This window comes from Prevotella sp. oral taxon 299 str. F0039, assembly GCF_000163055.2.
Classification (GTDB): Bacteria; Bacteroidota; Bacteroidia; order Bacteroidales; family Bacteroidaceae; genus Prevotella.
Genome location: NC_022111.1, coordinates 1,080,411 through 1,104,858, shown reverse-complemented (window position 1 = coordinate 1,104,858; position 24,448 = coordinate 1,080,411). Strand labels below are relative to the sequence as shown.

22 protein-coding genes are annotated in these 24,448 nt (G+C 40.0%); 5 read left to right on the top strand and 17 right to left on the bottom strand.

What is annotated here, in order from left to right:
- Positions 1-88: 88 nt before the first annotated feature.
- From HMPREF0669_RS07420 to polA, 8 genes are all read right to left on the bottom strand, one after another.
- Entirely contained in the window at positions 89-928 is an 840-nt protein-coding gene (locus HMPREF0669_RS07420; protein ID WP_009228097.1) for an aldo/keto reductase, read from the bottom strand.
- 88 nt (positions 929-1,016) lie between these two features.
- Complete coding sequence (locus tag HMPREF0669_RS07415) at positions 1,017-1,940, bottom strand: acyltransferase family protein (protein ID WP_009228098.1); 924 nt, start codon at positions 1,938-1,940, stop codon at positions 1,017-1,019.
- Between the two features lie 503 nt (positions 1,941-2,443).
- Complete coding sequence (locus HMPREF0669_RS07410; protein ID WP_009228099.1) at positions 2,444-3,754, bottom strand: Omp28-related outer membrane protein; 1,311 nt, start codon at positions 3,752-3,754, stop codon at positions 2,444-2,446.
- 20 nt (positions 3,755-3,774) lie between these two features.
- Positions 3,775-4,461 carry a T9SS type A sorting domain-containing protein gene (locus tag HMPREF0669_RS07405; protein ID WP_009228100.1) on the bottom strand — a complete coding sequence of 229 codons (687 nt, stop codon included), beginning with the start codon at positions 4,459-4,461 and terminating at the stop codon, positions 3,775-3,777.
- An 86-nt stretch (positions 4,462-4,547) separates the two neighbouring features.
- Positions 4,548-5,333, bottom strand: coding sequence for an Omp28 family outer membrane lipoprotein (locus HMPREF0669_RS07400; protein ID WP_009228101.1), 786 nt, complete (start codon positions 5,331-5,333; stop codon positions 4,548-4,550).
- A 5-nt stretch (positions 5,334-5,338) separates the two neighbouring features.
- The gene (locus HMPREF0669_RS07395) at positions 5,339-6,976 is read right to left on the bottom strand and encodes a DUF6029 family protein (RefSeq protein ID WP_009228102.1); all 1,638 of its coding nucleotides are present in this window, start codon (positions 6,974-6,976) and stop codon (positions 5,339-5,341) included.
- Positions 6,973-7,461 carry a peroxiredoxin gene (locus HMPREF0669_RS07390; RefSeq protein WP_009228103.1) on the bottom strand — a complete coding sequence of 163 codons (489 nt, stop codon included), beginning with the start codon at positions 7,459-7,461 and terminating at the stop codon, positions 6,973-6,975. Before HMPREF0669_RS07390 ends, HMPREF0669_RS07395 begins: the two co-directional genes overlap by 4 nt.
- 267 nt (positions 7,462-7,728) lie before the next feature.
- Positions 7,729-10,494: a DNA polymerase I gene (polA, locus tag HMPREF0669_RS07385; protein ID WP_009228104.1), complete on the bottom strand. Its 2,766-nt coding sequence runs from the start codon at positions 10,492-10,494 to the stop codon at positions 7,729-7,731.
- A gap of 86 nt (positions 10,495-10,580) precedes the next feature.
- Here polA and HMPREF0669_RS07380 point away from each other — a divergent pair, with 86 nt between their 5' ends.
- The gene (locus tag HMPREF0669_RS07380; protein ID WP_009228105.1) at positions 10,581-11,558 is read left to right on the top strand and encodes a polyprenyl synthetase family protein; all 978 of its coding nucleotides are present in this window, start codon (positions 10,581-10,583) and stop codon (positions 11,556-11,558) included.
- A 137-nt stretch (positions 11,559-11,695) separates the two neighbouring features.
- Here HMPREF0669_RS07380 and deoC read toward each other — a convergent pair whose 3' ends face one another.
- The 3 genes from deoC to dtd form a co-directional block, all read right to left on the bottom strand.
- Positions 11,696-12,646, bottom strand: coding sequence for a deoxyribose-phosphate aldolase (gene deoC, locus HMPREF0669_RS07375; protein ID WP_020967300.1), 951 nt, complete (start codon positions 12,644-12,646; stop codon positions 11,696-11,698).
- Positions 12,647-12,665: 19 nt separating this feature from the next.
- A complete protein-coding gene (locus HMPREF0669_RS07370) occupies positions 12,666-12,983 on the bottom strand; it encodes a nucleotide pyrophosphohydrolase (RefSeq protein WP_044045740.1) in 318 nt (105 codons plus the stop codon).
- A gap of 108 nt (positions 12,984-13,091) precedes the next feature.
- Positions 13,092-13,544 (bottom strand): D-aminoacyl-tRNA deacylase, encoded by a 453-nt coding sequence (dtd, locus tag HMPREF0669_RS07365; protein ID WP_009228108.1) that lies wholly within the window; start codon positions 13,542-13,544, stop codon positions 13,092-13,094.
- 433 nt (positions 13,545-13,977) lie between these two features.
- On the opposite strand from dtd, the gene HMPREF0669_RS10275 reads away from it, so the two are divergent.
- Positions 13,978-14,181: a hypothetical protein gene (locus tag HMPREF0669_RS10275; RefSeq protein WP_009228109.1), complete on the top strand. Its 204-nt coding sequence runs from the start codon at positions 13,978-13,980 to the stop codon at positions 14,179-14,181.
- An 80-nt stretch (positions 14,182-14,261) separates the two neighbouring features.
- Here HMPREF0669_RS10275 and uvrC read toward each other — a convergent pair whose 3' ends face one another.
- The 3 genes from uvrC to mnmG all read right to left on the bottom strand — a co-directional run bounded on the left by uvrC (position 14,262) and on the right by mnmG (position 18,884).
- Positions 14,262-16,112, bottom strand: a complete 1,851-nt coding sequence (uvrC, locus tag HMPREF0669_RS07360; protein WP_009228110.1) for an excinuclease ABC subunit UvrC — start codon at positions 16,110-16,112, stop codon at positions 14,262-14,264.
- Positions 16,113-16,332: 220 nt separating this feature from the next.
- A complete protein-coding gene (locus HMPREF0669_RS07355; RefSeq protein ID WP_009228111.1) occupies positions 16,333-16,863 on the bottom strand; it encodes an adenine phosphoribosyltransferase in 531 nt (176 codons plus the stop codon).
- Between the two features lie 146 nt (positions 16,864-17,009).
- On the bottom strand, positions 17,010-18,884 hold the full coding sequence (gene mnmG, locus HMPREF0669_RS07350) for a tRNA uridine-5-carboxymethylaminomethyl(34) synthesis enzyme MnmG (protein WP_009228112.1): 1,875 nt from the start codon (positions 18,882-18,884) through the stop codon (positions 17,010-17,012).
- Between the two features lie 392 nt (positions 18,885-19,276).
- Between mnmG and HMPREF0669_RS07345 the strand changes: the two genes are divergently transcribed.
- The 3 genes from HMPREF0669_RS07345 to HMPREF0669_RS07335 all read left to right on the top strand — a co-directional run bounded on the left by HMPREF0669_RS07345 (position 19,277) and on the right by HMPREF0669_RS07335 (position 22,879).
- Complete coding sequence (locus tag HMPREF0669_RS07345) at positions 19,277-19,960, top strand: succinate dehydrogenase/fumarate reductase cytochrome b subunit (protein WP_009228113.1); 684 nt, start codon at positions 19,277-19,279, stop codon at positions 19,958-19,960.
- Between the two features lie 46 nt (positions 19,961-20,006).
- The gene (locus HMPREF0669_RS07340; RefSeq protein WP_009228114.1) at positions 20,007-21,989 is read left to right on the top strand and encodes a fumarate reductase/succinate dehydrogenase flavoprotein subunit; all 1,983 of its coding nucleotides are present in this window, start codon (positions 20,007-20,009) and stop codon (positions 21,987-21,989) included.
- 134 nt (positions 21,990-22,123) lie between these two features.
- Positions 22,124-22,879 carry a succinate dehydrogenase/fumarate reductase iron-sulfur subunit gene (locus tag HMPREF0669_RS07335; protein WP_009228115.1) on the top strand — a complete coding sequence of 252 codons (756 nt, stop codon included), beginning with the start codon at positions 22,124-22,126 and terminating at the stop codon, positions 22,877-22,879.
- Between the two features lie 102 nt (positions 22,880-22,981).
- On the opposite strand, the gene HMPREF0669_RS10515 is transcribed toward HMPREF0669_RS07335, so the two are convergent.
- From HMPREF0669_RS10515 to HMPREF0669_RS07325, 3 genes are all read right to left on the bottom strand, one after another.
- A complete protein-coding gene (locus HMPREF0669_RS10515; RefSeq protein ID WP_255350762.1) occupies positions 22,982-23,107 on the bottom strand; it encodes a hypothetical protein in 126 nt (41 codons plus the stop codon).
- A gap of 580 nt (positions 23,108-23,687) precedes the next feature.
- Positions 23,688-24,014 (bottom strand): hypothetical protein, encoded by a 327-nt coding sequence (locus HMPREF0669_RS07330; protein WP_009228116.1) that lies wholly within the window; start codon positions 24,012-24,014, stop codon positions 23,688-23,690.
- Entirely contained in the window at positions 24,007-24,444 is a 438-nt protein-coding gene (locus HMPREF0669_RS07325) for a hypothetical protein (protein WP_009228117.1), read from the bottom strand. The genes HMPREF0669_RS07330 and HMPREF0669_RS07325 overlap by 8 nt, the downstream gene beginning before the upstream one ends.
- Positions 24,445-24,448 lie beyond the last annotated feature (4 nt).

The window sequence follows — 24,448 nt, the reverse complement described above, 5'->3', positions numbered from 1 at the left end:
GTTGTTGTTCTAATCTCAATGTAATTGCACGCTAAAGTCAATGCAATTGCAGTGTAATAGCTATGCTATTGTGAACCAAAAGCTATGCTTATTTTAACGAAAGAATTAACTCAACGAATTGAGGATCTCTGTGAGAAGCGAACAAAGTGTGCTTAGTGTCCAACTTTTCGATGGTCTGCATGTCCTCATCGGTAAGTAAGAAGTTAAAGATATCCATGTTTTGTTTCATGCGATCTTTGTGAGTTGATTTAGGAATAAGCACCACACCACGTTGCAATAGATAGCGAAGAGCCACCTGAGCCACCGTTTTATTGTGTTTGTTTCCTATCTCGATTAAAGTTTCATTGTTGAAAAAATCGTTCTTTCCCTCTGCAAATGGACCCCAAGACATAATCTGACAATTGCATTGTTCCATGTATTTTTGCTCCTCAAGCTGTTGATTAAATACATGAGTTTCAACCTGATTCACGGCAGGTTTGATGTCTACATGGTGATGAAGATCGATCAATCGGTCGGGATAAAAGTTGCTTACACCAATTGCACGCACCTTTCCTTCACGATAAGCACGCTCCATTGCACGATAAGTTCCATAATAGTCGCCGTATGGTTGGTGCACAAGAATCAGGTCGATATAATCGCTTTGTAGCTTTTTAAGGCTCTCTAAGATCGACTCATAGGCCTTTTCTTCGCCTGCATTAGACACCCATACCTTGGTAACGATGAATAATTCTGAGCGAGGAACACCGCATTTGGCAATGGCATTGCCCACACCTTCTTCGTTTTTGTATATCTGTGCGGTGTCAATTAGTCTATATCCCACGTTAATTGCATCTAAAACACAACGCTCTGCCTCTGCTGGTTCTATCTGAAAAACACCATATCCAAGCTGAGGCATCTTCACTTCGTTATTTAATTTTACGTAATTCATATTATCCTTTCTGTTTAAAATGTTATTATTTTGTCTCTAACAAAGGTACAAAAGTTTTATTACGCAAAAAGTTTCTCAGTCTTTTTAGCTATCTTTTTACTACTTTTTGTACTCCATTAATGATCGTTTTCACCACCTTATCAACGCATAACGAGCCAATGATGCAACATGTTGTGGCAACAATGGCAAAGACAAAGCGAGTGGAATCGAAGCTGAAATAGAGCTTAAAAGCTTTGAAAAGGAAAGTGAATAAAGGCGAATAGAGGTAGATAGGGAGCGTTCTTTCGCCAATGTAGCACACTTTTGAGCGCAAAAAGTGGGGTGAAAGGTTGTTGGCAAGTAACATAACGCTCATCATCACATACACAATTGCAATGCCCGAAAGGCTCTCTTCTACAAAGAAAGCAGGATTAGTGCACAACACGGCCAATGCAATCAACGCCAAGATGTTAGGACTTAAAACGTTGGTTATGTGTATGTTGGTACGTCGAAGAACAGCACCTGCAATGAAAAAACAGCCCGAAGCAAACGAAATAATGTGAACATATTGTGCCAAGAACCATATTGTAAGTAGCATTGCAAGGGCTTGTTTGCTTGTGGAAGAGGCGAAAATGGTGTGCCAAAACTTATACACCACAGCGCAAATAATTAGCGTATGTAGGAACCAATAGGGCCCAACTGGCGATATAAAGAAGTGATATAAGAACGTGCTTACATTGAGTTCGGCTATGGGAACCGCCACCATTTTCAAGGCAGAGATAACGATATAGCCCGATTCGAACACGATATAGGGTAGGAGAATCTTTGTAATCATTCGCCCAAAGCGGGGTAATGGTGCCTCGATGTTCATCAACCAGCCCGAAATAACTAAGAAAGCAGGCATGTGAAAGGTGTAAACAAACTGCTTTGCAAGGGTATATTCTGTTGCAAAATAGGTTAAATGAAAAAGCACTACCAGCGTAATTAATATGCCTTTTAAATAGTCTAACTCTTCAATTCTTGCAGGTTTCATTCGCTTTATGGTGTTAGTGATATATTCAGTAGAACTGTTTTCTTAACTCGTTGCACCTTGTTTGAGGCTCGCTAAGTGCGTTGTTCATACCTTGTTTGGTGCTTAATGCAAAGGTAGAGATTAAGTGTGATATGGCAAAATCTATACTCTTTTTTGTAGGTTGATGTGGTTTTGTAGGCGGAAAAGGGGAGAAGTGGAATCTAAAAAGAGGGAAAGTAGGGTAGAAAAGGGGGCATGTTGCAGGTTGATAACCCCATATTGCAAGGCAACTGGAATGGGAGAGGAGTGTAATAATGTTTCTCGTGAAACATTGTTGCGATGTTATTGAAACACAAAGAGATAATAAAGGTGATGAATGTGTAACGACATGAGAAAACAAAAAAGATGAATGTCGGTGGCGTTTGTTGCGCTTTTGCCCACATTCATCTTTTGTTTTATGTGCTTTTTGTTTCGTGTGGCGATGCAATTCGTCTTTATTTAGCACGCATAAACGAAGTAGGAGGTTATTGAACCACCTCTTTTTGCGTTGTTCCGTCGCTATATTTCACGATGTTAATGCCCTTAACAGGAGCCGAAATAAACTCTCCATTGGCGGTATATCGAGCCACAACGTGCTTTTCTTTGTTGTCGATTGTGGTGCTTTCGATGCCTGTTGTGTTGGCAGGTTGAATCTTACATTTATTGGCATTCACAATTTTTCCATTGCTCGTGTCGATCAATAACACGCAAACAGATAAGTTATCTTTGTTCTGTATCTTTCTATATTGAGCGATATTGTCGAACGATGTTTCATGAACAATAGGCTTATCGGCAACGAATGGAGCTGTTACAATGCCCTCAAGTCCATTTGTAATGTTCTTTGCAGCAATGGCAACATGGTTGTTTTTCATGAAATAAACAACCGAAGGACTATTTATAAAGAAGTCAAGTTCTTTTGAAATGCCCTTTAAACTCATTTCTCCTGAAAAAGCATTGTTTTGTCCCCATCTAGGATTGGTCATGCCATCTTCGGTTAAAACATAAGCTAAAGCATAGTTTCCTTCGCTTGCATCTATTCTAAAAGTGGTTGTAGATGTGATGCTAATCTTATTTTTTTCTTCGTCCCAAACGGCAGAAACATCAATGTCCATGTCTGCTCCTGCATCTCTTTCTGCTTCTAAATCGCTTCCATGAACAAAGTAGGTCAATTTTGTTGTACGGTTCATTAGAACGTATGGGCGTCTTTGATATGTTGCCAAAACATAGGCGTAGTCTGGCGTACTCAATACATCTCCATCGTGAGCAGCAATGCCAATAAATGTTTCGGGATAGTTGTTCTGCAAATTTTCCATTGCGGCAATACCACGAGTGCAATACGGACACCACATACCTGTAAAGTCTTCGACCACCACTTTGCGTGTTGCTAACTTCGAAACAATGGTGAAAGGAATGTTACAATAGCCTATACTTGCCCCGTTGCGTTCGTTGTTTACCTTGTCGATGCTGAATGTTAAACTCGTAATATCTGTGGTTTTGTTTACGGGAAACTCTATTTCGCAGGTTGAAGTGTCAGATTTTCTGAATGCTTCTTTAAAGGTATAAGTACCTTCAACCACTGTTCCTTTGTCGCTTGTTATGGTATATTCAAACGAGTTGGCAGTGTTTCTACCATAGTTGGTTACACTGATAAAAGCCTTAGCGGTGCTTAATGAACGTATGATATATGTTTTTTTTGCTGCTGCGGGCGCAAGACTATAGTCGCCAGCCCAACACTCATTGATATTGAAAAAAGTGCTTAAAACTAAAATAAACGCACTTAATACGAATTGTTTCATAGTAGGTTTTATACTATTTCTTAGTGAATGATTTGTTTTGTTGTGCTAATTAAGCCCTTATTGTCGTAAGCTTGCACGATATAAGTACCTGCTTGAAGACCTGAAAGACTTGTTGCTTTGTTTAGAACTTGAATTCCTTGAAGGTTGAACACATTGTAGTAAGCAATGTTTGTTGCCTTTGTTGTGTTGATTCCAGTGGTCTCTGAGGTGAATTCGTAAGTCACTTTAGGACCTGCTATGAATGGATCTCCATCTTCACTTAATATACTTTGGTAGAAAAGTTGTACAGTAATGCTTGCCTTACCCTTTGTTTCAAAAGTGAAATCAACATCTGCAGTATACTTAGTTTGATCGGTAGCGAGAAGTTGTTGTTGATCTATTTGATATGTTCCAACTCCTACTTCTTCTGTGCACTCGCCGTTAAAGCAAACTCCTAAGCCTTTTCCTTCAAGGCTGTTGATGGTGTATTGAATATAAGCAATATAGTCTTGTTTACGAATATTCTCGATGATAAAGCTTTCTTTAATTAACTTTCCGCTTTCACCATAAGGGTTATCGATAGCCTTATTGCTTTTAATTGTAGCACCATCTTCGATGACTTGTCCGGCTGTTGTTACAAACTTAAAATCAGGATTAGCTGTTTGTGCCTTAGCTTGAAGCATGAAACACAAAAGGAAAAGTAAACTAATTGAGTAGAATTTTTTCATAATTGTATTGTTTCTAATTGTTTGTTATTGTTTATTTGTTATCATCTTTTTACCTAAAAAAACCGTTACCTATCTTTTATATACTACTACTTAGAAATGGCTTGTTGCACCACTTGCAACACACCGCTGTCGTTATACACAAAAGCAACGATGTGGCAGTTGTTTAAATTGATGTTAACCTTAGCCGAATAGCGGTGCTCAAAGGTTTGAGGGGTGTTGCTGTTGAGGCTCACCTCTTCGCCCATTGCTCCGTTAATGGCGTCTCTCAACACATGATTGTGCACGTAGTTGCTTTGTACTTCGTTGTTGGGAAGCTGTTGAATGGCAGTGATATTGTTTTCAACGAGCCACAATTGCAAATGTCCTTTCACCGCTTCTCCTGTGTTATTGATGGTTGTAGAGATGGTGATGTCGTTGCTGTTGGCAACACGTTGCGCCTTTGTTGTTATTTTGATGTTACTTTTTTGTTGTAAATCTTCGTAGATTTTAGCCGCCCACGCACTTCTTCTTAGTACGCCACCATTGCGATTTATCACGGCACAAGGCACGCCACTCACCTTCCATTGCTTATAATATTGGTCGTTAAGGTCGGTTCTTAAGCCCACAACATGACTGCTTGGCTTCACCGCAAGCGGTCCTCCATGAATAGCAACAACCACTACATTACCCTCATTATATTTGCTTTGAATATCCTTTAAGGCAACACCTGCGGCAGGACAATTGAGACATTTCTGACCAGTAAACTCCTCAACCAACACGTTGCGCTCTACTGTTGCTGTTGGAATTTCAATCAATCGGTTGTTATTGTCGATGTTGTTACAGCCCAATAGCATAGCCACGCAAAGGAAAAGTATATAATATGTTTTCTTCATTTACATTAAAAATTATAATTATAAGATAGGCTTAAGCCCTTAGTTGCAGGCACATAGCGACACACACCGCCTGCACAATTATAACCTGCACGGGTTCGTTGATAGCCCAACTGAATGCGATGTGCTCCGTTATAGTAGCCAACAAACGACTGATAGTAGTGTTGTTTGGTGCTACCACTATTGAAAAGATCGGATACCGACACCATCCAATGAGGCGAGAACGACACTTCTGCCAACGCAAAAAGCCAGTCTTTATCCCCATCGGCAGAGTTTAAATACTGCGCTTCGGCACGAAGTGTGGTTTTGTGCGATAGCTTTTGTTTTAGTTCGGCAATGAAAATGTTGTTGTGCAACATGCCCCCTTCGCCCTTAATAGCCGTTTCGTTGTATCTTTGATTCATGTACATCAATCCTATTTGAGTGCTTTTAGAGAGCTTTTTCTCTACCTGCAAGTTCATGTCCTGATAGTAAGTGACATCTCCCCACTTCCAAAATGCCGATCCATAGCCATCTTTTCCAGGCATGTTGATGCCGTTATTTTGAATGGCATGCACATGACTTGCATTGAATTTCACCTTAGTTCCGTATGCTCCACCTAACGAACTACCCTTTTTAAAGGTATAGTTCAACGAGCATTGGTATGCCCATTCACCATCAGGGTGAGTAGAATAGGGGTATAAAGCCGCAAGAGAATAGGTGTGTTCCATAGTGAATGGAGGCATGTGATTGATGAAAGACGATAGTCCGTCCATACTTCTCACGCCTCTAAAGCCCATGTTTACACTTCTTTTAGCTTGCACGATAGCTCCCAATCCGCTTTTAGAATAAGAGCAAGAGAGCATTGAAACATATCCTTTTCGATAGATATAGTTGTTGTTTTGCGTTGGGTCTTGTCCTTTAAAAGCACACTCTGCCAAGATGTTCACACCCTTGTGTTGCAGTTGAACCCTTGCATCTACCACCGAAACGTTGTGTGGAAGGTTTAAGCGATGGGTGCTACCAACAAGAATATCCTCGTCTTTTTCGTTCTTATTCACCATCGATGCGCCCACAGAAAGATAGGTTTCGCTTTGTTGAAGAGGCTTAATCCATTGTTCTAAGTTCAGCTCGAGGTCGGCACCAGAGATGAGTGAAGGGTTCATTTTCCAGTATCTTCGTTGCTTTCCTGCCAATGCTTTGAGGCGAACACCATTGAAAGGAGTTGCCACAATGCGTGCTCCAAGAATAGAGTTGTCTATTCCCAAACTGCGCTCTTCATAGCTTCTGAGGGCAAAGCCTGCTCCAAACTGCTCATAAAAGTGTCCCAATGTAAGCTCAACTTTATTGAAACGACCTTTTAAATAGAAATGAGGAACGCCCCAACCCTTAAAGTCTTGTTCAAAACCAGGTAAGGGATGTTGCATATATTCCAATCTAACTCCAGCGTCAAAGTTTTTATATGAGGCATTCACATCAACATAAGTGTTGTTCAACACTTTGTTTTCGATTTTGTTAATACCCAACTTTGCGTCTTTTTGAGGTACGAGAAAATCACTCTGAATGCTTCCCGATAGGCGCACTTTGTTGCCCTCTTCCTGTGCAAAAGCTGAGAGAGTGGGAGAGAGGAGGAGTGCTGTTGCAATGCAAAAATAGCTTAGTTTCATTTTTTGCAGGCTTCCTTCACCTTTTCGTATAGTTCGTTTTCGCTTCCGTCAGCATAGCCACTATGCTTGTAAACGATGTTTTTATTCTTGTCTAACACCAACACAAAGGGAATCATTTGTGCACCAACGGCACGGCGAACCTCTCCGTTGGGATCGAGAAGTACCTCGTATTTCCAGCCATTAGCATCTACTAAAGGCTTCACTTTGTTGACGTTTTGAGCTTGGTCGATAGAGATAGCGATGAGTTTAACACCCGTTTCTTTTTGCCATTCATCATACACCTCGTTAATGGCACTCAATTCTCTGTTGCAAGGCTTGCACCATGTGGCAAAGAAAGAAACGACAAAGGGCTTGTCGTTGTTAGAAAGGGTGTCGAGACGAACGCTCTTTCCATCGATACTTTTTAGTGTTATTTGGGGCAATTGCGCTTTAATAGGGGCGCAAAAAGTTGCTAATAGTACTAATAATAATAGCCAATTTTTCATGTTGTTTGTATTCTTGTTTTGGTTAATGTTGGACAAAGTTAGTTAGTTTTTGCCTACTTTGCAAGCATTTACAAAGCTATTTATGACGAGGTGTAACTATTTGAATGTTAAAAAGAAAAAGTGGAACTACAAAAAGCATTGCTATTGCTTTGTAATTCCACTCCTTTTAGGTTGTAATTGCATTGAAATTGCGAGCCAAAAACACTGCTTTTTCAAAGTGATAAAATAGCGTGTGTTTTGTGTTTTCTTTGTGTTTGGGGTGGTGCATCAATGCGCCTCGAGCCAGTTTGCACCCCAACCAGCGTCGGCAATCAATGGCACTTTAAGGGCAAAGGCATTCTGCATCTCTTCGAGCACAATCTTTTCAACCTGCTCTTTCTCGTTCGGAAGAACGCTAAAGTTCAATTCGTCGTGCACTTGAAGAATCATCTTGCTCTTTATTCCTTCGTTGTTGAATCGCTCATAGATGCGAACCATAGCCAATTTAATGATGTCTGCCGCACTACCTTGTATAGGTGCGTTGATGGCATTGCGCTCTGCATAACCACGAACGGTGGCATTTTGACTGTTGATGTCGGCAAGATAGCGACGGCGATGCATAAAGGTTTCTACATATCCGTTTTGCTTTGCGGTTTCTTTGCACTGCTCCATATAAGCCTGAACCTGTGGGAAGGTACTGAAATAGCCCTCGATGAGCTGTTTGGCTTCGTTGCGTTCGATGTTTAAACGCTCTGCCAATCCAAAAACAGTGATGCCATATATGATACCAAAGTTGGCACGTTTTGCCTTGGTGCGCTCGTCTCTTGTTACCTCGTCGATAGGCTTTTTATAGATTTTTGCTGCGGTGGCAGCGTGAATGTCGTGCCCTTCTATAAAGGCTTCGATCATGTTTTCGTCGCCACTTAGATGCGCCATGATGCGCAATTCAATCTGACTATAGTCGGCACTGAAGAACAAACAACCCTCGTTAGGAATGAAACATTTGCGGATTTCTTTTCCGTCTTCGCCTCGAACAGGAATGTTTTGCAAGTTAGGATCGCTCGAACTCAATCGTCCTGTGGCTGTTGTTGCTTGGTTAAAACTGGTGTGAATGTTGCCAGTTTTGGGGTTTACAAGCTTAGGAAGAGCGTCTACATAAGTGCTAAGGAGCTTCTTTAGTCCACGATATTTCAATATCTCGTCGATGATAGGGTGCTTGTTGATGAGCTTTTGCAATTCTTCTTCGCTCGTAACATATTGCCCAGTCTTGGTTTTCTTGGGCTTTTCGGCAACCTTTAGCTTTTCAAATAGAATGGTTCCCACTTGTTTTGGAGAGGAGATGTTAAAGGTTTCGCCTGCCAGTTCGTATATCTTTTGCTCGTATAGGCTGAGTTGTTCGTTGAAGGTTTTGCTCACTTCAGAAAGTGCTTGCACATCAAGTTTAACGCCATTGCATTCCATTTCTGCCAAAACATAAATCAAAGGCATTTCCACTTCCTTAAACAATGGGTATAAACCTGCTTCTTTTAGTTTGGGTTCGAATATGTTTTTAAGTTGCAAGGTGATGTCGGCATCTTCGCAAGCATAGTCTACTATCTGCTCGGGAGCAAGCGAACGCATATTTAATTGGTCTTTTCCTTTGGCTCCAATGAGCTGATCTATGTGGATCGTTTTATAGCGAAGATAGGTCTCTGCCATATCATCCATGTTGTGACGAAGCTCTGGTTGGAGGAGATAATGAGCGATCATGGTGTCGAAGAGGGGACCTTTCATCGTGATTCCGTAATTTCTTAGTACCTCGATGTCGTACTTAATATTTTGTCCTACCTTCTCAATTTCTTCGTTTTCGTATAGCGGTTGGAATGCATTTACAATTTTTTGCGCTTTTTGTTGTTCGTTAGGAATGGGCACATAAAATGCTTCTTGCGGACTAACAGAAAAGCTCAAACCCACCAATTCTGCCTCTAAAGCATTTAAAGAAGTGGTCTCTGTGTCTAAACTTACAATTCTTTTTGTCAGTAATAAATCACATAAATTATTTATATCCTCTTCTTTTTCAATGAGTTTGTAATTATATTTGGTATCAAAAAGTGTCTTATAATTTTCAAATTGAGGCTCAACTGCATCATTGGACGTGAATTCTTCGAAGAGATTTAACTGCGAATTGTCTTTCGTTTGTATATTTTCAGTCTTTTTAAAGAATTTGTTTGCGAGTGTTCTAAACTCGAGTTCGTCGAACAAAGCACGCAATTTTTCTTCGTTAGGAGGGGTGAGTTGCAAATCGGTTAGATTGAGTTCGATGGGCACATCGGTTTTGATGGTTGCCAAAAAGTTCGACATCTTAATATCATCAACAGCACCTTCGACCTTCTCTTTCAATTTTCCTTTGAGCTGATTGGTGTTCTCTAACAAGTTATTAATCGACTTAAAATCGTTGATTAGCTTAATGGCTGTTTTCTCACCAACGCCTGGACAGCCTGGAAAGTTATCGGCAGAGTCGCCCATTAAGGCAAGAATGTCGATTACTTGCGATGGACTTTCGATCTGATACTTCTCTTTTATCTGCTCAACTCCAAGTATTTCATACCCTCCGCCGTGTCTTGGTCGATAGATAAAAACATTCTCTTTCACCAATTGGCCATAGTCTTTATCGGGCGTAAGCATATAAGTTTCCATATCAAAGGCACTTGCTTGGGTGGCAAGTGTACCGATAACATCGTCGGCTTCGTATCCTTTTACCTCAAGAATAGGGATATTCATTGCCTCAAGAATCTGTTTTATGATGGGAACAGACAGCTTAATGTCTTCGGGAGTCTTCTCTCTTTGAGCCTTATAGTCGGCAAAAGCCTCGTCACGAAAGGTGGGACCGCTAGGGTCGAACGCCACTCCAAGGTGCGAAGGTTGTTCTTTTTGAATTACTTCATGAAGGGTATTTACAAATCCAAGTATTGCACTTGTGTTGAAACCCTTAGAGTTTATGCGGGGATTCTTAATGAAAGCGTAATAAGAACGATAAATTAATGCGTAGGCATCTAAAAGGAAAAGTTTACTCATAAATATGTATTTTGATGCGTAAAATTACGAAAAAAGGGTGATACTTACCGATTATTTGCTTATTTTTGTAAGAAATTAGAATGAATATGGATTACTTATCGGTAATAAAAAAGCCAATAACTGACGAATTAAACCATTTCATCGAGCTTTTTAATACATCGCTTGAGCATCAAGATGGGTTGTTATCTCAGGTGCTAATGTTTATAAAACAACGTTCAGGAAAGCGCATGCGACCTATGTTGATGTTGCTTGTTGCAAAAGCATTTGGACGTGTTAGCGAGGTAACTCAGCATGCTGCAATAGGTTTAGAGCTGTTACATACAGCCTCATTGGTGCATGATGATGTTGTAGATGAAAGTGGAGAGCGACGTGGACAAGCATCGGTTAATGCCTTTTATGATAATAAAGTGGCAGTACTTGTTGGCGATTATATACTATCTACAGCCCTCTTACATGTTAGTTTCACCTCTTCCGACCGCATAGTGTCTGGCTTAGCAGAGCTAGGACGCACCCTTTCAGATGGAGAGATATTGCAATTAGAAAATATAAGCAATCAAACCATATCTGAAGAAGCTTATTATGAGGTGATAAAGCGTAAGACTGCGGCTCTATTTGAGGCGTGTACAGAGATTGGAGCCTTATCTGTTGGAGCATCAAAAGACGATGTTGAGCAGGCAAGACTATTCGGTTTGCATCTCGGAATGGCGTTCCAAATACGTGATGATATATTTGATTATTACGAATCGAACGACATTGGAAAGCCCACTGGCAATGATATGGCAGAAGGAAAGCTAACTCTTCCTGTGATACATGCTGTGTTAGCCACTGACAATGGCGCAATGAAAGATTTAGCATTGAAGGTGAAAAAGGGTGAAGTTACACCTGAAGAAGTGGCTCAGCTCGTTGCTTTCACCAAAGAAAATGGCGGTATTGAGTATGCAGAAGCTAAGATGCGAGAGTTTAAGAACAAAGCTATTGGATTTATAGAAGAGAAGATTCAAGATACAGATATTAAGCAAGCCCTCAACGCTTACTTAGACTATGTGATAGAGCGAAAGTTATAATGCCTTTCAAAGCTTTTGAAATAGGGTAGAGAAGAGCATATCAATACAATAAGGTCTCATAAGAAAATGGAATAGAAAACACCATTTAAATCTTATGAGACCTTTTCTTTTTGTAAGCATCAACGATGCTTTTCTACTTAAAAGAATTTAGTTTCTTCGCCAGTTAGTTCGCTAAGTAGCAAGTTAGTAAGGCGACTTGTGCCCAAACGAAGATACTTGTTGGTGAGCCATTCTTTGCCCAATATCTCCTTAACGATGGTGTAATAGATGATAGCATCCATCACAGTGTTAATTCCACCCGCAGGTTTAAATCCGATTTTGATACCCGTTTTTTCGTGATATTCTTTGATAGCTTGACACATTACGTATGCAGCTTCAGGCGTAGCAGATATGGGTTCCTTGCCAGTAGAAGTTTTGATGTAGTCGGCACCTGCATACATTGCAAGTAAAGACGCCTTTTTAATGTTCTCGGCAGTTTTGATATCACCAGTTTCAAGAATCACTTTCAAAGGTACATCGTTTCCACAAACGCTCTTAATCTCGCTAATTTCGTCGCACATACTCTCATAATCTCCGCTCAAGAACTTACCGACCGACATCACAATATCAATCTCAGTAGCACCATCTTTCACAGCAAGAGCAGTTTCAGCAACCTTTATTTCAGGAAGCATTTGCGATGAAGGGAAGCCTGCCGACACACAAGTTACCTCAACACCTTCGATCTCTAGGGTTTGACTTACTATCGAAGCATAGCAAGGATAGGTGCATATTGTAGCCACGTGAGGCATGTTTGGATAAGCAGAGTCGAACTGATTGACACGCTCGGTGAATGCAAGTATGCTCTCATCACTATCGGTTGTTTTAAGCGATGTTAGCTCTATACTTCCAAAGAGGAAGCGTTTTACATCGTCGTTGTCGTTTTCGTGTACCTTTTCAGCAATAATTTTGCGCACAGCCTCGCTCACTTCAGCATCGTTCAACTTAGTGTTGTAGAGTGCCAACATATCGAGATATTTGTTCGATTCTTCGTGATGATGACCACAGCAATCGTGATGCTCGTGGTTGCATTGGTTTGTTTCTGAATGCATGTTTGTATTATTTATTTTGTTATTTCAATTTATCGTTGTTCAAATGGCGTGTGGCGTCTCGTTCAGTCTTCTTCTTCATCGAGTCGTTAAACGCCTTAGTGAGGTCTACACCCGTTTGATTTGCCAAGCAAATAAGCACCCAAAGCACGTCCGCCATCTCTTCAGATAGGTTGTGATGCTCGTTCTTTTTAAAGCTCTGGTCGCCATAAGTGCGAGCCATAACCCTTGCCAATTCGCCCACTTCTTCGGTTAAACACGCCATATTGGTAAGCTCAGAGAAATAGCGAACACCATAGGTTTTAATCCATTTGTCGACCTCTTGTTGCATGTCTTGCATGCTCTTAGGCTCTGTGTGCTCATAGCTTGCGTTGCAAGCGTTTATCTTTTGCGATTGATTGTCCATATCTTGCGAGTTAAAATAAAGGCTCTACGGCTCGTTTTTGTCCTATTCTTTGTTCTTCGAATCCATGCAGATGGTAACAGGTCCATCGTTGGTTAGACTCACTTTCATATCCGCTCCAAACACACCTGTGGCGATATCTTTGTTTAAGAGTTGCTTTAGTTTATCGACAAAGCTGTTGTAGAGTGGGAGAGAATGGTCGGGACTTGAAGCTCGAATGTATGAAGGTCGGTTGCCTTTTTTATAAGATGCCATAAGCGTGAACTGACTAACAGCGAGTATTTCGCCATCAACATCTTTGATACTCTTATTCATTACGCCCTCTTCGTCGTCGAAAACACGAAGCGAACACACCTTGTTGGCAAGCCATTCTACATCTTCTTGCGTGTCGGTTTGGGTAACTCCCACTAACAAAAGAAAACCTTTTGAGATGGCAGAGTGTACCTCATTGTTAATCGAAACGCTGGCGTTTAAAACCCTTTGAATAACTATTCTCATGTTACAAAATTACAAAAAAAAGCGCATACGGCAGTCGTTATTTTCAAGTAGTTGCGTTGTACTTGTACAAAATGCACATTTTTATTTTTAGTATGCACCATCTTCTGAAGTTTATTTTGTCGATTTGCGCCCTTGATGGGTGTAAGATGGGTGCTGCAGTGGCAAAGAAATAAAACGGTCTTAGAACGCAAATAAAAGTAATGTGGAGAGTTTTTGCTGTGGTGTGCTGTGCCCTGTGGAAATGGTGGGTGCGCTATGGGGAAATAAAAGGACTGCTTTTAGTCTGCAATCTCATTGTTTTTGAGGGGTAAATTCAATGTTTTTGCGTGATAATTGCACTGCTTTTGCAAAGCAAACGAAATGAGGCGATGAGAGGGTGCTTTGGGTTTAGGCAGAAGAAGGGAATAGAGTGGGGTAGAAAGTATTTGAGAGTTTGGGGGAAGGGGTAGAATTTTGTGCTGAAATGGGGGGAGATGATAGATGGGAAATGATGGTGTTTGTGATGAGAATAAATGGATTGAGTGATGGGAAAAGAAGGGTTGTTGTGGAAGAAAAATGGAAAAGGTGGGGAGAAAAAGTGTTGGCTACAAAAGAAAATACTTGTTGTGATGGCGAAGAAAGACTGAGGGAGGGATAGAAAACAATAAAAAAGATTATAAAATGAGATTTTTACTCATCTTAAAATCTTTAATGTTTTGATTATAAGAGCTTTACATGCTAAATTTGGTTCTTTTGCTCTTTTTCGTTGAAGTGATTGAACACAATGGCGGCTTTACTTGCTCCGAGAACCTCTGTAAGTTGCTCTAAGCTAGTAGTTTTAATCTTCTTTACGCTCTTAAACTGAGCAATGAGAGTCTCTTTGGTCTTTGTTCCAACGCCTTTGATATTGTCTAATTCAGAGTGTAGGGCTATTTTAGAACGCTTGTCTCTATGGAAGGAAATGGCATAGCGGTGCACCTCGTCTTGAATGCGCATAAGAGCCAAAAATAATTCGCTGTTATTCTTCAATCCAATAACAATGGGAGGGTCGCCAAAAAGTAGTTCGTTGGTGCGGTGATGGTTGTCTTTTGCCAATCCAGCAATAGGAATTTGGAGGTGTAATTGCCCTTCAATCACCTCTCGAACAACGCTCATTTGACCCTTACCGCCATCGGTGATGATGAGGTCGGGTAGAGGCTTTCCCTCGTCAATCATACGCTTATAACGTCTATAAACAACTTCTTGCATCGACGCATAATCATCAGGTCCAACCACAGTTTTGATGTTATACTTGCGATAGTCGCTTTTCGAGGGTTTCATTCCTTTGAAAACCACACACCCAGCCACTGCATTTGTTCCGCTAATGTTTGAGTTGTCGAAGCATTCGATGTGATATGGCAGTTTAGAAAGCTGTAAATGATTCTGTAATTCTTTCATTATTCGGGTGTATTTCTGCTCGGGATTGAGCTTTTCGGCTTGCTTCATGCGGTCGAATTTGTATTGCTTTCCATTCATTTCCGACAGCTCTAAGAGCTTCTTTTTATCCCCTCTTTGAGGTACAGTGAAGTAGGCGTTGGTTAATTGCCAATCTATTTCAAAAGGAACAATAATCTCTTGCGCTTCGCTTGCAAAACGATTGCGAATTTCGAGGATTGCACTCACCAAAAGTTCTTCGTTTGTTTCGTTCACCTTTTGCTTATATTCGTAGGTGAAACTCTGATTAATCGTGCCATTTTTAACGTGAATGTAGTTGATGAAAGCCGTTTTTTCGTTGTCGTGATACGTAATGCTAAATACATCTACATTGCGTATGGTGTGACTAACCACCTCGCTTTTGGCAACGAACGAGGCAATCAGTTCGTATTGTTTTTTAAGCTCTTGGGCTTCTTCAAAGCGCATTTCTTCTGCCAACTGCATCATCTTTTCGTAGAGAACAGCACTGGTTTTGCGCACGTTTCCTTTGAGAATCTCTTTGGCTTGGGCAATCTTTTCATTGTAATCTTCCATAGTCTGCTTGCCAATGCAGGGCCCTAAGCAGTTGTGAATGTGATACTCTAAGCACGATTTGAACTTGTTATTGGCGATGCCTTGTGGTGTAAGTGGAAGCTGACAGCTACGGGGCTTGTAGATTTTGGTGATGAGTTCTAAAAGCGATTTGAGGGCTGTTACGTTGGTGAAAGGACCAAAATAGGTGCCCGTTTTATGGTTGATGGTGCGGGTTTTGAATATGCGTGGAAAGTATTCGTGCGTAACACAAATGCTGGGGTAGGTCTTTCCGTCTTTAAGTAGAACGTTATAGCGTGGTGTGTATTTCTTAATTAAGCTGTTTTCGAGTAGAAGTGCGTCTTCCTCGGTGTTGACAACGGTATATGAAATGTTGTGAATTTTACTTACAAGAACCTTTGTCTTAAATCGATCTACTTCTTTATGGAAATACGAAGATACACGACTTTTGAGGCGTTTTGCCTTTCCTACGTATATAATAACATTGTTTTCATCGTAGAATTGGTAACTACCTGGCTTCTCAGGCATGCTTTGTACGATGCCTTTTAATTTGCTAATGCGTTCTTCTTTTTTATCCTTTGTCATGCACTACAATGCCTTTAAAATCAGAGTTTTTATGATTTTGTGTTTCACGTGAAACTATAATACATAAAAGTTGTTGTGTGTTAAAGTTTCACATATTGTTCATCTTGTCGATGAAAGGTTTGTTTCTTTCTTGTAAAAGACGAGAAAGGGGTGGGGAATAATAAAAGGATTGAATGGTGCCTTTTGTAAGTTTGGCAAACCGATTCAATCCTTTCTTATCTTAAAGTTTTAGTAATGTGGTAATTTCGATGTCTTTATCGAATACCTCTCTGCCGTTAAGTCCTTCGTCTAAGAGTTCGATGATGAAATTACAATAAATCTTTTTGGGTTTGAATTTTCTAACAAGATCGCATGCAGCTTTCATTGTTCCGCCAGTAGCAAGCAAGTCATCGTGAAGTAAAACCACGTCGCCTTCTTCTATTGCGTCTTTATGTATTTCGATAGTATCAATGCCATATTCCTTCGCATAGCTTTCTTGTACGGTTTCGCAAGGTAGCTTTCCTGGTTTTCTACATAGCGCAATACCAGCGTTTAGTTTGATGGCAAGAGCAGAACTCATAACAAAGCCACGGCTTTCGATGCCAACTACCTTAGTAATGCCCTTGTCTTTGTAAAGATCATACATTTCATCGGCAATTGTTTTTAAACATTCTGCATTTTTAAATAGAGTGGTGACATCTCTAAAGTTGACACCCTTTATAGGCCAATCTGGAATTGAACGCAGATTGTCTAATAATAGTTTGTTGTTCATTATCAAATAATTATATTGTTATTTCTTATCTTTTGTTTCACGTGAAACTTATGTTTGTCTCGTGATAGTTTTATATCTGTTTCTTTCTTGCCTTGCGAATGCATTGAATAAAGTTATTGATGCATTCGAACGTTATTGTAGTTGTGTTATCTTCCCAATAAGATAAGGAGTACATTGATATCGCTTGGAGACACACCAGGAATTCTACTTGCTTCTGCTAGTGTTTCAGGTTGGATCTTTTCGAGCTTCTGTCTGCCTTCGGTAGATATTTCATGAAGTTGCGAATAATTAAACCTTCCCTTAATTCTGATGTCTTCTAGACGTCTCATTTTATCGGCAATGATTCGCTCTCTTTCGATATATCCTCTGTATTTAATTCTTATCTCTGCTGCTTCGGTGATTTCTGCCTGTCTGTTAGGGACAGCTTTTAGTATGTCGTTTAAATGGGGAATAACTTCAGCTAGGTTATTCATGGTGAGTTGAGGACGAGCAATTAGATCCGAAATTTTAATAGAAGAGTGGATTGGAGTGGTGCCTAAGCGTTCTAAACTTGCATTGATTTCTTTTGGTTTTATGCTGGTTTCATCGCAGAATTGTATGATTTTAGAAATAGATTCTTCTTTCTGTTTCCACCAATCGTAACGCTCTTTAGTAGCAATGCCCAATTCAAATGCCTTAGAAGTTAATCTGTAGTCGGCATCATCTTGACGTAATAAAATTCTATATTCAGCTCTCGAGGTAAACATTCGATAAGGTTCGTCGACACCTTTGGTTGTTAAATCGTCGATGAGAACGCCAATATAGCTCTCGTCTCGTTTCATAATAAATTCCTTATCGTTGTAGAAACATCTTAGAGCTGCGTTGATACCTGCAACCAAACCTTGTCCTGCTGCCTCTTCATAGCCAGTAGTTCCGTTTACTTGTCCAGCGAAGTAAAGTCCTTTTACAACCTTACTTTCAAGAGTATGTTTAAGCTGTGTTGGGTCGAAATAATCGTATTCGATTGCGTAACCAGGTCGATAAATCTTGGCATCTCTTAGCGCAGGGATTTTGTGAAGTGCGTTTAACTGCACCTCGAAAGGCATACTTGAAGAGAAACCATTGAGATACATCTCGTTGGTGTCGGTGCCTTCAGGCTCTAAGAATAAAGGATGTTTGTCTTTATCGGGGAATGTTACGAGTTTGGTTTCAATAGAAGGGCAGTATCTTGGGCCTGTACTTTGAATTTGTCCGTTAAACAATGGCGAGTCGGCAATACCCTTGTTGAGCTCCATGTGCGCTTCGGGGGTAGTGTAGAATGTCCAACATGGCAATTGTTTGAGTGGCTTATGAAGATTCATATAGCTGAATTGATGGAAGTCGAAGTCGCCATCTTGGATCTCCATTTCATCGAAATGCACCGAACGTTTATCGATTCTTACGGGTGTTCCTGTCTTCATTCGATCAGAACGGATGCCCAAATGGTTGATGCATTCAGTGAGATGAGGTACGGCAGGCTCTGCGCATCTACCTCCAGGGAAGGTTCTTCGTCCGATATGCATTAAGCCATTGAGGAATGTTCCTGCAGTGATAATGACACATTTTGCAGTGAATTCAACTCCCCAAACAGTTTTTACGCCAACGATCTCATTGTTTTTAACGATTAATTCGTCTACTTGATCTTGCCAAATGTCGAGGTTCTCAGTTTTATCTAAAGTTTCTTTCCATTTGGTTATAAACTTTTCTCGGTCGCATTGTGCACGTGGACTCCACACGGCGGGACCCTTTCCACGGTTCAACATTCTGAATTGAATAGCCGTTGCGTCGGTTATTAGTCCCATTTGTCCGCCTAATGCGTCTATTTCTCTTACAATCTGACCTTTTGCAATGCCACCGATTGCGGGGTTACAGCTCATCTGTCCAATCTTATTCATGTCGATAGTGATTAGACAAGTCTTAGCTCCCATGTTGGAAGCAGCGGTTGCAGCCTCGTTACCTGCATGTCCTCCGCCCACAACAATCACATCATATTTGAAGTTCATTCTTGTTATTTTGGTTTTATCCTTAAATATGTTCTCGTATAATATATAAATAGGTGTGAGTCTTTCAACGTTCTTTTCAAATGTAAAAGAAATCAACCTCTCCTTTAGTTTTTAAGTAGTTGTTTTATAAATAATAATCTTCTGTTGTGTCATAAATAAAACATCTTCGTGTAGAAGCACGAAAAACATTAACACACAAAAGTACAGAATAAAATTGGATTTTTAGTCAAAAGCTTTGATTTATCATCAAAATATAGTATTTTTGCAATCAGTTTTATAAATCATATACCTACAAATGGGGGTATAATGAAGATAGAACAATACTTAAAGATATGCTTTAAGCTCTCAATAGGATATATTCTAACAATTAAATAATAAATTTTCAGTCAATTATGTGGTTATTTAAATCCTCTATTGGTAGAAAAGTTATAATGTCTTTAACAGGCATTGCGCTTATTCTATTCTTGACTTTTCACATGTCAATGAACCTTGTTGCGTTATTCTCGGGCGAGGCTTATAATATGGTATGTGAGTTTCTTGGTGCCAACTGGTATGCTGTTGTAGCTACAATGGGGCTAGCTGGACTTGCAATGTTGCATATTGTGTATGCTTTTATCTTAACTGCTCAAAATAGAAGAGCACGTGGAAGCGAGCGATATGCAGTAGTAGACAAACCTAAAAAGGTTGAATGGGCATCTCAAAACATGCTTGTTTTGGGTATTATCATTCTTTTAGGTTTATTATTGCACCTCTTTAACTTCTGGTACAACATGATGTTTGCAGAACTAATGCACATGGAAATGAAATTTTCTCCTAGTGATGGCTTTGCATACATTAAGGACACATTTGCAAATCCTGTATTTGTAGTGCTTTATGTTATATGGATTGTTGCCATTTGGTTACACCTTTCTCATGGATTTTGGAGTGCAATGCACACCTTAGGTGTTAATGGTAAGGTTTGGTTTAAGCGTTGGCAAGTAATTGGCTTGGTATATTCTACCATCTTAATGTTAGGATTCCTTGTTGTAGTTCTTGCGTTTGCGTTTGGCTGTGCGCCTAGCTTATGCTGCCATTAATTTAGTGTGTAAGAATTTAATTACTTCCTTTTAAGATTTAAAGATTATGACTAATCAGATAAATTCAAAGATTCCAGAAGGACCTATAGCAGAGAAATGGACCAATTATAAAGCGCATCAACGTTTGGTTAACCCCAAGAATAAATTAAAGTTAGATGTAATTGTTGTAGGAACAGGATTGGCTGGAGCTAGTGCAGCTGCATCTCTTGGCGAGATGGGCTTCAATGTTCTTAACTTTTGTATACAAGATTCGCCTCGTCGTGCGCACTCTATTGCAGCGCAAGGAGGTATCAATGCTGCTAAAAACTATCAGAATGATGGCGACTCAGTTTATCGTCTTTTCTACGATACAGTTAAAGGTGGCGACTATAGAGCACGTGAAGCAAACGTTTATCGTTTAGCAGAAGTGTCAAATAGTATCATCGATCAGTGCGTAGCTCAAGGTGTTCCTTTTGCTCGTGAGTATGGTGGTATGTTAGCAAACCGTTCTTTTGGTGGAGCTCAAGTAAGTAGAACATTCTACGCAAAAGGACAAACAGGACAGCAATTGTTGCTTGGTGCTTACTCTGCGCTTAGCTGTCAGGTGAATGCAGGAAAGGTAAAGCTTTACACTCGTTATGAGATGGAAGACGTAGTTCTTGTTGATGGCCGTGCAAGAGGTATCATCGCAAAGAACTTAGTTACAGGTAAACTAGAACGTTTCTCTGCAAATGCCGTTGTAATTGCAACAGGAGGATATGGTAATGCTTATTTCCTTTCTACCAATGCGATGGGTTGTAACTGTACAGCAGCAATCCAATGCTATCGTAAGGGAGCTTACTTTGCAAATCCATCATACGTTCAAATTCATCCAACATGTATTCCAGTACACGGCGATAAGCAATCAAAGCTTACCTTGATGTCTGAATCTTTGCGTAATGACGGACGTATTTGGGTTCCAAAGAAGATCGAAGACGCTAAAGCTTTGCAAGCAGGTACAAAGAAAGGCTCTGACATTCCAGAAGAAGATCGTGACTATTATCTTGAACGTCGCTATCCAGCGTTCGGTAACTTGGTACCTCGTGACGTAGCATCTCGTGCTGCTAAAGAGCGTTGCGATAAGGGATTCGGTGTAAACAACACAGGTCTTGCTGTGTTCCTTGACTTCTCTGAAAGTATTGAACGCTTGGGAGTAGATGCCATTCTACAACGTTATGGTAACCTATTCGATATGTACGAAGAAATTACAGACGTTAATCCAGGCGAATTAGCAAACGAAATAAATGGTGTTAAGTATTATAATCCAATGATGATCTATCCTGCAATCCACTATACAATGGGTGGAATCTGGGTTGATTACGAGCTAATGACTTCAATCGAAGGCTTGTTCGCAATTGGAGAGTGTAACTTCTCAGACCACGGAGCAAACCGCTTAGGTGCTTCAGCATTGATGCAAGGTCTTGCAGACGGTTACTTCGTACTTCCATACACCATCCAAAACTATCTTGCAGATCAAGCAATTTGGCCTCGTTTATCTACAGATCTTCCTGAATTCGAAGAAGCAGAGCGTGGAGTTCAAGCAGAAATCGATCGCCTAATGGGTATTCAAGGAAAACGTTCTGTAGACTCAATTCACAAAGAACTAGGTCATATCATGTGGGAACACGTAGGAATGGGTCGTACAGCAGAAGGACTTCGTGAAGGTATTGCAAAGATGAAAGAACTAAGAAAAGAGTTCGATACCAACCTATTCATACCTGGAAGCAAAGAAGGACTTAACGTAGAGCTAGACAAAGCCATTCACCTTCGTGACTTTATCATCATGGGAGAACTTGAAGCATACGACGCTCTCTCTCGTAATGAAAGCTGTGGTGGACACTTCCGTGAAGAATATCAGACTGAAGAAGGAGAAGCTAAGCGTGATGACGAGAACTATTTCTATGTAGGATGCTGGAAATATAATGGTTGCGATACAGCAGAACCAGAGCTTATCAAAGAGCCATTAGAGTATGAAGCAATTAAAGTTCAAACACGTAACTATAAGTCGTAATTAAGTTAACGAGTGCATCTTATGTCGACTGCTCACAAACATTAGAGCACAGCAGTAGCGCACAAAGCACTCAAAAGCCCAGTAGTTACTCAAGTCGACATAACAACTCTAAACGAATAAGCTATAAAACCCATATGGAAAAAAATATAAGTTTCACGCTAAAAGTATGGCGTCAGAATGGTCCTAAGGCAAAAGGACACTTCGATTCATTCGAAATGAAGGACATCCCTACAGATACTTCATTCCTCGAAATGCTCGACATCTTGAATGAGCAACTCATCGAAGAAGGTAAAGAACCATTTGTGTTCGACCACGATTGTAGAGAAGGTATCTGCGGTATGTGTTCACTTTACATCAATGGACACCCACACGGACCAGCTACAGGAGCAACAACTTGCCAATTATACATGCGCCGTTTCAATGATGGAGACGTAATAACCGTAGAGCCATGGCGTTCTGCTGCATTCCCAGTAATTAAGGATTGTATGGTAGATCGTGGTGCTTTCGATAAGATTATACAAGCAGGTGGATACGTAACAGTACGCACAGGCCAACCACAAGATGCAAACAGCATCCTCATTCCAAAGCAAGATGCCGACGAAGCAATGGATTGCGCAACATGTATCGGTTGTGGTGCTTGCGTTGCAGCATGTAAAAACGGTTCTGCAATGTTGTTTGTAAGTTCTAAGGTAAGTCAACTTGCACTTCTTCCACAAGGTAAACCAGAAGCAGCACGTCGTGCAAAGGCAATGATGTTGAAGATGGAAGAACTTGGATTCGGTAACTGTACAAACACTCAAGCATGCGAAGCAGAGTGTCCAAAGAACGAATCTATTGCCAATATCGCTCGTCTAAACCGTGAGTTTATCATGGCAAAGTTAAACGACTAATATTGCTTTAATTAAAATAGACTAAGGATGCCTGTCTGAGAAAGATAGGTGTCCTTTTTCATTTTATGCCCTCTCGTTCTTTTATTAGATAGAACATCGAGCCTAAAGACACCGCCCTGCACCCTTATTCATCATTCCGTTACCCATTGTTGTAGCAGAAAGATGAGGTAAAGGAACCGCACAGCGCCCCAATAGCTGTATTCCTTTGCTATTTTTGCTGTGTTTCATTCAAACACTTTGTCCCTTACTTCGCTCTATCTGAATCATTTCAACGCCTTAGAAAGAGTTTAATGAACTATATTATTAATGCCTTGTGATACACTTTTATAGCATTTTATTTGGATCGTATGTAATAAAGTGCTATATTTGCAACATGGGAGATACGACCATTGAGAGTAGCCCGAGAAGTTACAGATCCTCAAGTCAGATTTAAATATCTGGCTTTTTTTATATAGAAGTCCTAAAAAATCCACTCTTTTTATTACGCAATCAGTCCTTTAAAAGATATTCTTTTCGTGAATATCCTTTGCTATTCGTGTACATCTAAAAAAGAAACAGATTATAGTTGTTGAATTATTTAACGGCAACAACATTTATGTCCGCACCTTATTTTATTATTCGTAGATAGAAAACAATGTTTGGGAAATATCACATTGGGGTAGTTGATAGATAATAAAAAAGAAAACAGAATGAGCTAACCCGTGTTTAAATCCATGGGGAATGCTACCTCTGTTTTCTTTTTAGCAAATAAATTACTTATTATTTTGCAACGATATAATGTTTAGAATGTAATTTGCAGACAGAATTCTTACATATCTAAATAATATTTATTATAGAATCTTTTAAAAGATTCTACGGCTTCATAGTTCGAATACTGAGTTCTTGCATATCTATTAAACAACAAAGCTTTCAATGTAATAGGTACATTATCGTCGGTGCTAAAACAAGTAAGTCCCACAGCAGTATACTGGCTTAAGTACGACATTAGCAATCGTGATTGTGGTTTGGTAAATTCCAATAGCCACGCACGTTCATACGACCAAAGACAAGCTTTGTTTTGTTCTTCCTTGTATGGGTTCTCTTTTTCGCCTTTGTAGTATCTGCAAAGCTCCATTAATTTTTCTCTATCATCCATGTTTCTTTTTACAATTTATATTGTCAACTTCAGTAGTATCTATTATTACCTTTTCTCCTTTTGCATTGCATTCTTTAATTTGTTTGTTTGTTTCCTTTATTTCTTGTGTAATCTCTTCATAAAGATCCTCGTCAACACCGAGCTTTTTTGCGTCCTCTTTGCTTATGTTTAGGTAAAATACACTGTCTTTATAAAAGGCATAATTTTTCAGCGCAAGGGCAGCAGCTCGTTTAATTCTTATTTCCTTAGGCATTTGTCTTAGTTCTTCAACACTAAGCAATAGTGCCTTTGCCTCTTCGGCCTCAGAAGCATATACACGATTTCTTACGCTATTGTTTGTTTGCGATGGAGAGTCTTTTTTAGCGCACGAAGATGCAATCAATATTGCCAAAAGACTTAAAGGAATAAGTTTTAGAAAATTTTTGTCCATCTGT

Coding starts and splice junctions, on each gene's coding strand:
- HMPREF0669_RS07395 (WP_009228102.1), bottom strand. CDS start 6,976: ATGAAACTAAGCTATTTTTGCATTGCAACAGCACTCCTCCTCTCTCCC.
- HMPREF0669_RS07420 (WP_009228097.1), bottom strand. CDS start 928: ATGAATTACGTAAAATTAAATAACGAAGTGAAGATGCCTCAGCTTGGA.
- uvrC (WP_009228110.1), bottom strand. CDS start 16,112: ATGACAAAGGATAAAAAAGAAGAACGCATTAGCAAATTAAAAGGCATC.
- HMPREF0669_RS07390 (WP_009228103.1), bottom strand. CDS start 7,461: ATGAAAAATTGGCTATTATTATTAGTACTATTAGCAACTTTTTGCGCC.
- polA (WP_009228104.1), bottom strand. CDS start 10,494: ATGAGTAAACTTTTCCTTTTAGATGCCTACGCATTAATTTATCGTTCT.
- mnmG (WP_009228112.1), bottom strand. CDS start 18,884: ATGAACTTCAAATATGATGTGATTGTTGTGGGCGGAGGACATGCAGGT.
- dtd (WP_009228108.1), bottom strand. CDS start 13,544: ATGAGAATAGTTATTCAAAGGGTTTTAAACGCCAGCGTTTCGATTAAC.
- deoC (WP_020967300.1), bottom strand. CDS start 12,646: ATGCATTCAGAAACAAACCAATGCAACCACGAGCATCACGATTGCTGT.
- HMPREF0669_RS07340 (WP_009228114.1), top strand. CDS start 20,007: ATGACTAATCAGATAAATTCAAAGATTCCAGAAGGACCTATAGCAGAG.
- HMPREF0669_RS07410 (WP_009228099.1), bottom strand. CDS start 3,754: ATGAAACAATTCGTATTAAGTGCGTTTATTTTAGTTTTAAGCACTTTT.
- HMPREF0669_RS07355 (WP_009228111.1), bottom strand. CDS start 16,863: ATGAACAACAAACTATTATTAGACAATCTGCGTTCAATTCCAGATTGG.
- HMPREF0669_RS07370 (WP_044045740.1), bottom strand. CDS start 12,983: ATGCAAGACATGCAACAAGAGGTCGACAAATGGATTAAAACCTATGGT.
- HMPREF0669_RS07325 (WP_009228117.1), bottom strand. CDS start 24,444: ATGGACAAAAATTTTCTAAAACTTATTCCTTTAAGTCTTTTGGCAATA.
- HMPREF0669_RS07335 (WP_009228115.1), top strand. CDS start 22,124: ATGGAAAAAAATATAAGTTTCACGCTAAAAGTATGGCGTCAGAATGGT.
- HMPREF0669_RS07345 (WP_009228113.1), top strand. CDS start 19,277: ATGTGGTTATTTAAATCCTCTATTGGTAGAAAAGTTATAATGTCTTTA.
- HMPREF0669_RS07400 (WP_009228101.1), bottom strand. CDS start 5,333: ATGAAGAAAACATATTATATACTTTTCCTTTGCGTGGCTATGCTATTG.
- HMPREF0669_RS10515 (WP_255350762.1), bottom strand. CDS start 23,107: ATGAAACACAGCAAAAATAGCAAAGGAATACAGCTATTGGGGCGCTGT.
- HMPREF0669_RS07405 (WP_009228100.1), bottom strand. CDS start 4,461: ATGAAAAAATTCTACTCAATTAGTTTACTTTTCCTTTTGTGTTTCATG.
- HMPREF0669_RS07330 (WP_009228116.1), bottom strand. CDS start 24,014: ATGGATGATAGAGAAAAATTAATGGAGCTTTGCAGATACTACAAAGGC.
- HMPREF0669_RS07415 (WP_009228098.1), bottom strand. CDS start 1,940: ATGAAACCTGCAAGAATTGAAGAGTTAGACTATTTAAAAGGCATATTA.
- HMPREF0669_RS07380 (WP_009228105.1), top strand. CDS start 10,581: ATGGATTACTTATCGGTAATAAAAAAGCCAATAACTGACGAATTAAAC.